Origin of the sequence: Burkholderia sp. KBS0801 (genome assembly GCF_005937855.2) — a bacterium.
GTDB lineage: Bacteria > Pseudomonadota > Gammaproteobacteria > Burkholderiales > Burkholderiaceae > Burkholderia > Burkholderia ambifaria.
Window position 1 is genome coordinate 585,403 of sequence record NZ_CP042177.1, and the last position, 12,017, is coordinate 597,419.

Below are 12,017 nucleotides of genomic sequence, written 5' to 3' on the forward strand. Positions count from 1 at the left end.
GCACCGGCCGGCGGCCAACGCCGGCGGACAGGGTTCTCAGGGCGGCGCGCCAGGGCCGGGCGGTCCGGGCGTCGCGATCAAGCGCAGCGAACTTCGACGGGGCAGGGGTACACATGACGAAGCACACGACCGGCTCGGTTGTCGCGCATCGACCGCACCGGCGTCCCCGCCGCATCGCTCGCCTCTTACCGCTCGCGCACTCCATCGCGCAGCGTTCGTTTTAATCCGCGGTTCTCTCCGCACCATCCAACACCAGGAGCTTTGCACATGCAAACCACCGACAACGCGACGTCCCAGTACGAGAGCGCCTCGAGCCGTCCGCTCGGCGGGACCGAACAGGGCGCGAAGGCGCTCGCGCCGCAGGCCACGTTCGCCGACTACAAGGTGATCCGCCGCAACGGCAGTGTGGTGTCGTTCGAGCCTTCGAAGATCGCGATCGCGGTGACCAAGGCTTTCCTGGCCGTCAACGGCGGGCAGGGCGCGGCATCGGCGCGCGTGCGCGAGCAGGTCGAGCAGCTCACGCACAACGTCGTGCGCGCGCTCGTGCGCAGCCGTCCGAACGGCGGTACGTTCCATATCGAAGACATCCAGGATCAGGTCGAACTGGCGCTGATGCGCGGCGGCGAGCATAACGTCGCGCGTGCGTACGTGCTGTATCGCGAGAAGCGCCACCTCGAGCGCCAGCATGCGGGCGAAGAAGCGGCCGCAGCGGGCGGTGAGGCGAGCGCGGGCATCAACGTCGTCGACAACGGCGTCACGCGCCCGCTCGACATGAACGCGCTGCGCGAGCTGATCGTGTCGGCATGCGCCGGTCTCGGCGCTGCGGTTAACCCTGAGCCGATCGTCGCGGAGACGGTGAAGAACCTGTACGACGGCGTGCCGATGAGCCAGGTCTACGACTCGGCGATCCTCGCGGCGCGCACGATGATCGAAAAGGATCCGGCGTACAGCCAGGTCACGGCCCGCATCCTGCTGCACACGATCCGCCGCGAGATCCTCGGCGAGGAAGTGCTCCAGGCCGAGATGGCGACCCGCTACACTGAATACTTCCCGCAGTTCCTGAAGCGCGGCGTCGATGCCGGCCTGCTCGACGACAAGCTGCTGCAGTTCGACCTGAAGCGTCTCGGCGAAGCGCTCGACGCGAACCGCGACCTGCAGTTCGGCTACCTCGGCCTGCAGACGCTGTACGACCGCTACTTCCTGCACGTCGAAGGCACCCGCATCGAAATGCCGCAGGCATTCTTCATGCGCGTCGCGATGGGCCTGTCGCTGAACGAGATCGACCGCGAAACGCGCGCGATCGAGTTCTACAACGTGCTGTCGAGCTTCGACTTCATGAGCTCGACGCCGACGCTGTTCAACTCGGGCACGCACCGCTCGCAGCTGTCGTCGTGCTACCTGACGACGGTCGCGGACGACCTCGACGGCATCTATGAAGCGCTGAAGGAAAACGCGCTGCTGTCGAAGTTCGCCGGCGGTCTCGGCAACGACTGGACCCGCGTGCGTGCGCTCGGCTCGCATATCAAGGGCACGAACGGCAAGTCGCAAGGCGTGGTGCCGTTCCTGAAGGTCGTCAACGACACGGCCGTCGCGGTCAACCAGGGCGGCAAGCGCAAGGGCGCGGTGTGCGCGTACCTCGAATCGTGGCACCTCGACATCGAGGAGTTCCTCGAGCTGCGCAAGAACACCGGCGACGACCGCCGCCGCACGCACGACATGAACACGGCGAACTGGATTCCCGACCTGTTCATGAAGCGCGTGATGGAAGGCGCCGACTGGACGCTGTTCTCGCCGTCGACCTGCCCGGATCTCCACGACAAGTTCGGCGCGGAATTCGAGGCGGCTTACACGGCTTACGAAGACAAGGTCGCGCGCGGCGAGATCAAGCTGTTCAAGAAGATCCCGGCGCAGCAACTCTGGCGCAAGATGCTCGGCATGCTGTTCGAAACGGGCCACCCGTGGATCACGTTCAAGGATCCGTGCAACGTGCGTTCGCCGCAGCAGCACGTCGGCGTCGTCCATTCGTCGAACCTGTGCACGGAAATCACGCTGAACACGAGCGACACCGAAATCGCGGTGTGCAACCTGGGCTCGGTGAACCTCGTCGCCCACCTGGTGAAGCAGGCCGACGGCAGCTACGCGCTCGACCACGACAAGCTCAAGCGCACGATCAGCGTCGCGATGCGCATGCTCGACAACGTGATCGACATCAACTACTACGCGGTGCCGAAGGCGCGTAACTCAAACCTGAAGCACCGTCCGGTCGGCATGGGCATCATGGGCTTCCAGGACTGCCTGCACCTGCTGCGCACGCCGTACGCGTCGGAAGCGGCGGTCGAGTTCGCCGATCGCTCGATGGAAGCGGTCTGCTACTACGCGTACTACGCGTCGACCGAGCTGGCTGAGGAACGCGGCCGCTACTCGAGCTACCGCGGCTCGCTGTGGGATCGCGGCATCCTCCCGCAGGACACGCTGAAGCTGCTGACGGAAGCACGCGGCGGTTACGTCGAGGTCGACACGTCGGAGTCGCTCGACTGGACGACGCTGCGCTCGCGGATCGCGGCACACGGCATGCGCAACTCGAACTGCGTCGCGATCGCGCCGACGGCAACGATCTCGAACATCATCGGCGTGTCGGCGTGCATCGAGCCGACCTTCCAGAACCTGTACGTGAAGTCGAACCTGTCGGGCGAGTTCACGGTGGTCAACGAGTACCTCGTTCGCGACCTGAAGGAACGCGGCCTGTGGGACGAAGTGATGGTCGCCGACCTGAAGTACTTCGACGGCATGCTGTCGCGCATCGACCGCATCCCGGCCGACCTCCGCGCGATCTACGCGACCGCGTTCGAAGTCGACCCGACGTGGCTGGTCGAAGCGGCATCGCGTCGCCAGAAGTGGATCGACCAGGCGCAGTCGCTGAACATCTACATGGGCGGCGCGTCGGGCAAGAAGCTCGACGAGGTCTACAAGCTCGCGTGGCTGCGCGGTCTGAAGACGACCTACTACCTCCGCACGATGGCGGCGACGCACGTCGAGAAGTCGACGGTCGCGCACGGCGCGCTGAACGCGGTGCCGACGGGCGGTGCGGGCGGCTCGAGCAGCGGCGGCGCGCAAGGCGCGGCAGGCGGCTTCGGTGCGGCAGGTGGCGATGCATCGTCGGGCGCGGTCAATGCGGCAGCGGCGCTGGCGCCGGTCGAAGCAGACGGTCCGGTATGCACGATGCGTCCGGGCGATGCGGGTTTCGACGAGTGCGAAGCCTGCCAGTAACGCAGCGCGTATGAACCAAGGTTCGTGCGGCGCGCACGACAACCGATGGAGGTTGAAGTGTGCGCCGCTCTCAACTAAAAAAATGATAAGGAATCTGTAACGCGGCATTCGCGTTGCAGGCAGTGACGAGCGATCGAAACATCCCCGACGACGTCGCGTTTCGATCAGCGTTCGATACGTCGAGCGCACCTCGCGATACATGTGCGACACGCGTCGCGCTCTGCATGAACGACGATGCGTTGCTCAAAGTGTTGTATCGAGGTCGCAACGCGAATCGAAAAAAGGATTTTTCGTGAGCGAACCCTTTTATCGCTCAGGAAAAGATGGTACAAACCGTTCTAAATTGATGGTGAGAATTTATGCTCAACTGGGATGACGAGAAGACTGCCGTAACCCCCGCGAGCGGAGCGCAGCAGAACGCGTTGCGCACCTCCGCTGGGATGGCTGTCGGACTGCAGGCGACAGCGCCTGCCGCCCATCAGGTCCGCGACATTTTCGAAGGAGATCTCGCGGTGCCGCCGCAAGCATCGGCTGTTCCCGCTGCGGGTTCGGAAGCGCGGGTCAACGTTGCGGACAAGCGCATCATCAACGGCCAGACTGACGTCAATCAGCTGGTGCCGTTCAAGTACAAGTGGGCGTGGGAAAAGTATCTGGCCGGTTGCGCGAACCACTGGATGCCGCAGGAAATCAACATGTCCCGCGACATCGCACTGTGGAAGGACCCGAACGGTCTGACCGAGGACGAGCGCCGCATCGTCAAGCGCAACCTCGGCTTCTTCGTGACGGCCGATTCGCTCGCCGCGAACAACATCGTGCTCGGCACGTACCGCCACATCACGGCGCCCGAGTGCCGGCAGTTCCTGCTGCGCCAGGCGTTCGAAGAGGCGATCCACACGCACGCGTATCAATACATTGTCGAATCGCTCGGTCTCGACGAAGGCGAGATCTTCAACGCGTACCACGAGGTCACGTCGATCCGCGCGAAGGACGAATTCCTGATCCCGTTCATTCACACGCTGACGGATCCGGCCTTCAAGACCGGCACGCTCGAAGCGGACCAGAAGCTGCTGAAGTCGCTGATCGTGTTCGCCTGCATCATGGAAGGCCTGTTCTTCTATGTCGGCTTCACGCAGATCCTCGCGCTCGGCCGCCAGAACAAGATGACGGGTGCTGCAGAGCAATATCAGTACATCCTGCGCGACGAGTCGATGCACTGCAATTTCGGCATCGACCTGATCAATCAGATCAAGCTCGAGAACCCGCATCTCTGGACCGCGGAATTCCGCGCCGAGATCCGCGAGCTGTTCAAGCAGGCTGTCGAACTCGAATACCGCTACGCCGAGGACACGATGCCGCGCGGCGTGCTGGGTCTGAACGCGTCGATGTTCAAGAGCTATCTGCGCTTCATCAGCAACCGCCGTTGCCAGCAGATCGGCCTCGACCCGCTGTATCCGAACGAGGAAAACCCGTTCCCGTGGATGAGCGAGATGATCGACCTGAAGAAGGAACGCAACTTCTTCGAGACGCGTGTGATCGAGTATCAGACGGGCGGCGCGCTGTCCTGGGAATAACCCGCAGCAGCGAACCCGTCACATGATGTGAGCAGCCGGCGGCCTCTCGGCCCCGGCCCAAGGTTTAGGAGCAAGAACGCCTGATGCAAAGCATGCCCGGTGCCTTAACGGCCCAACGACATGATCGGCACTTTGCGAACCCTTCAGTGGGATGGGCAAACTTCCCTCCGGAAAAAGCGGACGGCCGTGTGGCGGTCCGCTTGATCAAGCGATTAGGGGTAGCGGCGCGAGGTGCGCCGGCTACCGACTTGATTTGGCGCGCGAGGCCATGGGGTCACGCGCGCCATACCGTATTCATTAGCGTAAGCGCGCGGTATCCGCGTACGCCGATGAATAGCCCGCTTCGAAGCGCACGTGCTGAACAGCGTCCGCGGGAAGCGGGTTTTGACGAAGGGTGTAGTTTGAACTGACTCTCATCTGAACCTGAAGGAGAACAACATGGCTACTGCCAAGAAAAAACCGGCTGCGAAGAAGGTTGCTGCCAAGAAGACCGTTGCGAAGAAGGCTGCTCCGGCCAAGAAGGCTGCCGCGGTGAAGAAGGTTGCTGCGAAGAAGGTCGCGGTGAAGAAGGTTGCCGCGAAGAAGGCAGCACCGGCGAAGAAGGCCGCTGCGAAGAAGGTCGCGGCCAAGAAGGTCGCAACGAAGAAGGTTGCAGCGAAGAAGGTTGCAGCGAAGAAGGTTGCTGCCAAGAAAGTCGCGGTGAAGAAGGTTGCCGCGAAGAAGGCAGCACCGGCGAAGAAGGCCGCTGCGAAGAAGGTTGCAGCCAAGAAGGTCGCAACGAAGAAGGTTGCTGCGAAGAAGGCAGCACCGGCGAAGAAGGCTGCTGCAAAGAAGGCCGCGCCGGCGAAGAAGGCTGCCGCTAAAAAGGCAGCGCCTGCGAAGAAGGCCGCTGCGAAGAAGGCTGCGCCTGCCAAGAAGGCTGCCCCTGCGAAGAAGGCTGCCGCACCGAAGGCTGCTGCCCCGGCGAAGAAGGCTGCTGCTCCGAAGAAGGCCGTCGTGAAGAAGGCTGCACCGGCAACCACCGCGTCGACCGCATCGGTTGCGCCGGCATCGGGCGTGAAGACCGCGCTCAACCCGGCAGCGGCATGGCCGTTCCCGACCGGCAGCCGTCCGTAATCGCGGCTGGCCAGTACCACCCGGACACTCATGCGGTGTCCGTGGGTTGAGTAGCGCTACTCAATCGATCCCGCCATCTGGCTCAGGTGGCGGGATTTTTTTCGTCCGTATTCATCGAAGCGCCGACCCGCGGCCGGCAGCGAATGGCGGACGAAAAAAAACGCATGTGCAGCTTCGCACATGCGTTCGACCGCGGCTTGCGCCGCGTGCTGAGGATGCTCGTTAGTGCGTGACGCGCGTGACGCCGCCGCTCGACAGCAGTCGCACACGCTCGCCGGCGCGGAACATTTCGCCGCTTGCCGCCTGCGTGATCGAGCGCAGGTCGCCGTTATCGAGGCGCACGGTGATTTCGACACCGTTCGCCGTGCCGAGGTTTTCGCCGACCGCGTTGCCCGCGACCGCGCCGACGAGGCCGCCCGCGATGGCCGTCAGGATCGACCCCTTGCCGCCGCCGATCGCGCTGCCCGCGACCGCGCCGAGCGCGCCGCCGCCGAGCGTGCCGATCGCGCTGCCGCCGCCGTCGGACTGGATGCGCACCGCGCGGACGCTTTCGACCGTGCCCATGCGGACGGTCTGCTCGCGCTGCGCCTGGCCGACGCTATAGACATCCGCCGAGCCCGGCGCCGTGAAGCAGCCGGCGAGCGTCAGCGTGGCGGTCAGCATGGCCGCGAGCGTGAGGGTTTTTTTGGTCAACATCTTTGCTCTCCCACAATATTCATTTGAGACTGTACCCGAAGGCAGCCTCGAAGCGCGCGTCGATTTCGGCGCGCGTCAGTGCGTAAGTCTGGGGCCCCTGGTGGGCAATCTTGATCGAGCCCATCAGGCTCGCGAGGCGGCCCGTGGTTGCCCAGTCGAGGCCGTTCTCGATGCCGTACAGCAGGCCGCCCCGGAAGGCGTCGCCGCAGCCGGTCGGATCCACGACACGTTCTGCTTGCACGACCGGAATCTGTTCTTCGCCGTTTTTGTGAAGAATGGTCGAGCCGTGCTCGCCGCGCGTGATGATCAGCGCCTGAACCCGGCTGGCGATGTCCTGTTCGGACCAGCCCGTCTTGTCGCTGACGAGCTTGCCCTCGTAGTCGTTGACCGCGACGAAGGTCGCGAGTTCAATGATGCGGCGCAGCGTCGCACCGTCGAACAGCGGCAGGCCCTGGCCCGGATCGAAGACGAACGGGACGCCGGCCTTCGCGAACTGCTCGGCGTGCTGGACCATCCCGTCGAAGCCGTCCGGCGCGACGATGCCGAGCTTCACGCCCGCCACTTCGTCCGCGCGGTTCAGGTGCGACACCATCATCGCGCCCGGGTGGAATGCGGTGATCTGGTTGTTGTCGAGATCGGTCGTGATCATGGCCTGCGCGGTGTGCGTTTCGGGCACCACGCGCACGCTGGCCTTCGACAGGCCGAGGCTGTCGAGACGCTCGAGATAGCGATCGGCGTCGTTCGCGCCGACCGTCGCCATGATGCGCGCGTCGCCGCCGAGCATGTGCAGTGCGTAAGCGATGTTCCCCGCGCAACCGCCGAATTCGCGACGCATCGTCGGCACGAGGAAGCTCACGTTCAGAAGGTGAACCTGGTCGGGCAGGATGTGCTCGCGAAACCGGCCTTCGAAGGTCATGATGTTGTCGTAGGCGAGCGAGCCGCAAATCAGCGTAGTCAAGGCGTGCGTTCCTGTAGAGAGCAAAGGGGAGCGGCCACCCGGCCGGCGCGCGCAGGCCGTCCGGCTTCGCGCGGCACGGCGGGTGGCAGCGGATTACTTCAGTGCGGCGAGTGCTGCGTCGTAGTTCGGCTCGTCCTTGATCTCGTCGACGAGTTGCGCGTGGATCACCTTGTCCTGGGCGTCGAGCACGACGACCGCGCGGGCCGTCAGGCCGTTCAGCGGGCCGCTCGTCACGTCGACGCCATAGGCGTTCGCGAAGGCGCGGCCGCCGCGGAACGTCGAAGCCGTCACGACGTTCGCGAGGCCTTCGGTCGTGCAGAAGCGCGTGGCGGCGAACGGCAGGTCGCCCGACACGACGACCACGACCGTGTTGTCGAGCGACGACGCGGCTTCGTTGAACTTGCGGGTCGACGTCGCGCAGGTCGGCGTGTCGAGGCTCGGGACGATGTTCAGCACCTTGCGCTTGCCGGCGAAGCTGGCGAGCGACAGATCGGCGAGGTCCTTGCCGACCAGCTTGAAGTCGGGGGCTTGCGAGCCGACGGCCGGGAACGTGCCGGCGAGATCGATCGGGTTGCCACCCAGCGTAACTTTGCTCATGTTCGTGCTCCGAAATAGCGCGCCGCTGCGGCGCGCGGGTTGAGACGGCGCGCATGCGCGCGCCGCGGGGCGTCACGGATAGAAGATCTGGACGCGGAAATTCGAGGCGGGCGTGCCGTTCGTGTCGAGGCGGACGACCATCGTCTGCGTCGTGCCGGGCGGCAGCCCGGCGTCGATCGGCGTGCCCGGGCGCACGTAGTCGCGCGGCGCGAGCACGCGGCGCACGGTCACGTGATTCGTGTCGTCGAGCAGCGTCAGCTCGAGCGACGGATAGGCGAGCGCGACGCGGTAGCGGTTCGTCAGCGGCACCTTCAGCTCGAGCGTGCGCGGGCCGTCGATCTGGCGCAGGTCGGTCGCGTCGAGCCGCAGGCCGTCGATCGCGCGCGGCGGCGTGAGTCTGCAGCCGAGCGGCACGCACGCCTGCCGGAACCAGCCCTGCGTGGCGGGCCAGTAGATCATTACGGTTTCGCGCTGCCACCACGCGAGCTGCGCGACGAGCAGCACCACGAGCGCCGCGGCGACGAGCCCGCCGAAAAAGCCGCCGAGCATCCCGCGTCGCTGCGGTGCGCCTGTCTCCCGCGTCTCGCGCGTCACCGCGAAATGCGGGCGGTCGTCATCGGTCAGTGCGGCGGGGAAGGGTATGGCCGGTTGGACGACCGGTTGGATGTCCGGTTCGGCGGCCGGTTCGCTGGCGGCCGCGGTCGGTGCGGGCGCGCGTTCGTCGGCGTGGATGTCGGGTCCGGATTCGGGTGCTGATTCGGCTTGCGCCGGCCTGAACGCGAAGCGCGGTTCACGCGGTGCATGCTCGTCGTCGGGCACCGCGAAGCGCGCGTTGCCCACCGGTTCGGCGGGCTCCGCTGCGGCTGGTTCGGCCGACGGCGTGTGCGCGACGAAGCGCGGTTCGCGCAGGTCGGGCTCGGCAGTGGGCGCGGCGAACGATGTGCCCGACGCGTCGGTTTCGTGCAGCGTCGCGTCCGGCTCGGCCGCTTGCGTGTGCGCGGCGTGCAGCTCGGCGGGGACGGAGGCGATCGGTGCGGGCGTACCGGAAAGGCGCACGACACCGGCTTCCATGGCCGGCAGCGCGAGCGGCACCAGCGGCTTGGCGCGCACGGTCTGCACCGTGTGCTGCAGCGATGGATCGACGCCGGCATCGAGCCACGGCGCCCACATGTCCCAGCCTTCCGGCTTGTAGTCGATATCGGACGCCGCCTCGACCGGGGCGTCGGTGGCGAAGAGCCGCGGGGGTGCGGCGTCCGGTTGCGGGGCGGCGGCGTGCGGCCCGGCCGGTGCCGCTTCGGTCAGCGCCGGGCCGGGCTGCCGCGCCGGATCGGGTACGAGCGACTGCGAGGCGTTGAAGACCTGCTGGCAGTGTCCGCAGCGCACGAGCCCGTCATGCAGCGAGAGCTGTTCCTGCTGCAGCCGGAAGACGGTTTCGCAATGAGGGCAGCGCGTCGCAAGAAGCATGTCGAGCCGGGCGGCCTGCTGGCCAGAGTGAAGGACAGCGCTATTCTAATGGCTTTCGCGCCGGGTTCCGGCGAGGCACACCCAACCTTCGTGTTCGCGCCAGACCGAGATGTCGACGTAGCGCGCATAGACGGCCGCGACTTCGTCCGCCTGGCGCGCGAGCACGCCCGACAGCGCGATCCGCCCGCCCGGTTTCACCTTCGATGCGAGCATCGACGCCATCAGCTTCAGCGGGTTCGACAGGATGTTCGCGACGACGATGTCGAATTCGCCGGCCGGGCACGCGTCGGGCAGCCCGTACGTGACTTCCGCGTGGTTGCGTTCGCTGTTCTGCCGCGCCGACTCGACCGCCTGCGGATCGATGTCGATGCCCACCACGGGGTTCGCCCCGCATTTGCGCGCGAGGATCGCGAGAATGCCCGAGCCGCAGCCGTAGTCGAGGACCGACTGGCCCGGCTTCACCGACTGTTCGAGCCATTCCATGCAAAGGCGCGTGGTCGGGTGGCTGCCGGTGCCGAACGCGAGACCAGGGTCGAGTTCGAGGATCAACGCGTCGGGGTCGGGCGCGTCGTGCCACGACGGCACGACCCAGATGCGCTCGCCGATCGGAATCGGCTCGAATTGCGACTGCGTGAGCCGCACCCAGTCCTGTTCCTCGACTTCGCGCACGTCGAACTTCGGGGTTTCGGCGACGCCGATTTCGTTCACGGCCGCCGCGAGCAGCACGGCCGGCTCGTGATCGGGCGACAGCAGCGCGATCACGCGCGAGTGCTGCCACGCGGTGCGATCGGGAACCAGGCCCGGCTCGCCGAAGAGCGGCTGTTCGTCGGGCGTGTCGGCGTCGGCGTCTTCGACGGACACCGACAGCGCGCCGAGTTCGAGCAGCGCGTCGGACAGCGCCTCCGCATGCTCACGGGCCAGTTCGACGACGAGTTCGCGATAGCTCATGCTTACGCTTCTTCCGGTGCGACCTGCTGCTTCTGGGCGAGCCGGTGTTCGAGGTAGTGGATGCTGGTGCCGCCTTCGACGAACTTCGAGTCGATCATCAGCTCGCGGTGCAGCGGAATGTTCGTGTGGATGCCTTCGACGACCATTTCCGACAGCGCGATGCGCATCCGGCGGATCGCCTGGTCGCGTGTCGCGCCGTAGGTGATCAGCTTGCCGATCATCGAATCATAGTTCGGCGGCACGAAATAGCCATTGTACGCATGCGAGTCGACGCGCACGCCGGGGCCGCCCGGCGTATGCCACGACGTGATCCGGCCCGGCGACGGCGTGAACTTGAACGGATCTTCCGCGTTGATCCGGCATTCGATCGCATGTCCGCGGAACTGGATGTCGCGCTGGCGCAGCGCGATCTTCTCGCCGGCCGCGATGCGGATCTGTTCCTGCACGATGTCGACGCCCGTGATCATTTCGGACACCGGGTGCTCGACCTGCACGCGCGTGTTCATCTCGATGAAGTAGAACTCGTTGTTCTCGTACAGGAATTCGAACGTGCCCGCGCCGAGGTAGCCCATCTTCTTGCACGCGTCCGCGCAGCGGTCGCCGATGCGCTCGATCAGGCGGCGCGGAATGCCGGGCGCCGGCGCTTCCTCGATCACCTTCTGGTGACGGCGCTGCATCGAGCAGTCGCGCTCGCCGAGCCAGATCGCGTTCTTGTGTGCGTCGGACAGCACCTGGATTTCGATGTGGCGCGGGTTCTCGAGGAACTTCTCCATGTACACCTGCGGGTTGCCGAACGCACGGCCGGCTTCCTCGCGGGTCATGTTGACCGCGTTGACGAGCGCGGCCTCGGTGTGCACGACGCGCATGCCGCGCCCGCCGCCGCCGCCCGCCGCCTTGATGATGACCGGATAGCCGATCGTGCGCGCAATCTTGACGATCTCCTTCGGATCGTCCGGCAACGCGCCTTCCGAGCCCGGCACGCACGGTACGCCGGTCTTGATCATCGTCTGCTTCGCGGTGACCTTGTCACCCATCATGCGGATCGTTTCCGGGCGCGGCCCGATGAACGTGAAGCCCGACTGCTCGACGCGCTCCGCGAAATCGGCGTTCTCCGACAGGAAGCCGTAGCCGGGGTGAATCGCTTCGGCATCGGTGACTTCCGCGGCGCTGATCAGCGCGGGCATGTTCAGGTAGCTCAGGTTCGACGGGGCGGGACCGATACAGACGGCTTCGTCCGCGAGGCGCACGTACTTGGCTTCCTTGTCGGCTTCCGAGTAGACAACCACCGTCTTGACGCCGAGTTCGCGGCACGCGCGCTGGATGCGCAGCGCGATTTCACCGCGGTTGGCAATGAGGATTTTTTCAAACATAGCGAGTATTCGTCTCTTCGAGGGGCGCGC

At 65.6% G+C, this 12,017-nt stretch carries 10 protein-coding genes; 4 read left to right on the forward strand and 6 right to left on the reverse strand.

What is annotated here, in order from left to right; genetic code table 11:
* Window positions 1-267: 267 nt before the first annotated feature.
* The 4 genes from FFI87_RS02850 (at window position 268) to FFI87_RS02870 (ending at window position 5,954) form a co-directional block, all read left to right on the forward strand.
* Window positions 268-3,267 carry a ribonucleoside-diphosphate reductase subunit alpha gene (locus FFI87_RS02850; protein WP_138848275.1) on the forward strand — a complete coding sequence of 1,000 codons (3,000 nt, stop codon included), beginning with the start codon at window positions 268-270 and terminating at the stop codon, window positions 3,265-3,267.
* 359 nt (window positions 3,268-3,626) lie between these two features.
* Entirely contained in the window at window positions 3,627-4,838 is a 1,212-nt protein-coding gene (locus FFI87_RS02860; RefSeq protein WP_011655915.1) for a ribonucleotide-diphosphate reductase subunit beta, read from the forward strand.
* An 83-nt stretch (window positions 4,839-4,921) separates the two neighbouring features.
* Window positions 4,922-5,248 (forward strand): hypothetical protein, encoded by a 327-nt coding sequence (locus FFI87_RS02865; protein ID WP_138848273.1) that lies wholly within the window; start codon window positions 4,922-4,924, stop codon window positions 5,246-5,248.
* 28 nt (window positions 5,249-5,276) lie between these two features.
* Window positions 5,277-5,954, forward strand: coding sequence for a histone H1-like DNA-binding protein (locus FFI87_RS02870; RefSeq protein WP_138848272.1), 678 nt, complete (start codon window positions 5,277-5,279; stop codon window positions 5,952-5,954).
* A 222-nt stretch (window positions 5,955-6,176) separates the two neighbouring features.
* On the opposite strand, the gene FFI87_RS02875 is transcribed toward FFI87_RS02870, so the two are convergent.
* The 6 genes from FFI87_RS02875 to accC form a co-directional block, all read right to left on the reverse strand.
* Window positions 6,177-6,650: a glycine zipper 2TM domain-containing protein gene (locus tag FFI87_RS02875; RefSeq protein WP_006752247.1), complete on the reverse strand. Its 474-nt coding sequence runs from the start codon at window positions 6,648-6,650 to the stop codon at window positions 6,177-6,179.
* A 19-nt stretch (window positions 6,651-6,669) separates the two neighbouring features.
* The gene (locus tag FFI87_RS02880) at window positions 6,670-7,608 is read right to left on the reverse strand and encodes a carbohydrate kinase family protein (RefSeq protein WP_012363046.1); all 939 of its coding nucleotides are present in this window, start codon (window positions 7,606-7,608) and stop codon (window positions 6,670-6,672) included.
* A 93-nt stretch (window positions 7,609-7,701) separates the two neighbouring features.
* Complete coding sequence (gene tpx / locus FFI87_RS02885) at window positions 7,702-8,205, reverse strand: thiol peroxidase (protein WP_006758913.1); 504 nt, start codon at window positions 8,203-8,205, stop codon at window positions 7,702-7,704.
* A 72-nt stretch (window positions 8,206-8,277) separates the two neighbouring features.
* Entirely contained in the window at window positions 8,278-9,669 is a 1,392-nt protein-coding gene (locus tag FFI87_RS02890) for a DUF3426 domain-containing protein (RefSeq protein ID WP_138848271.1), read from the reverse strand.
* Between the two features lie 45 nt (window positions 9,670-9,714).
* On the reverse strand, window positions 9,715-10,617 hold the full coding sequence (gene prmA / locus FFI87_RS02895; RefSeq protein WP_138848270.1) for a 50S ribosomal protein L11 methyltransferase: 903 nt from the start codon (window positions 10,615-10,617) through the stop codon (window positions 9,715-9,717).
* A 2-nt stretch (window positions 10,618-10,619) separates the two neighbouring features.
* On the reverse strand, window positions 10,620-11,987 hold the full coding sequence (accC, locus tag FFI87_RS02900) for an acetyl-CoA carboxylase biotin carboxylase subunit (RefSeq protein WP_006752252.1): 1,368 nt from the start codon (window positions 11,985-11,987) through the stop codon (window positions 10,620-10,622).
* Window positions 11,988-12,017 lie beyond the last annotated feature (30 nt).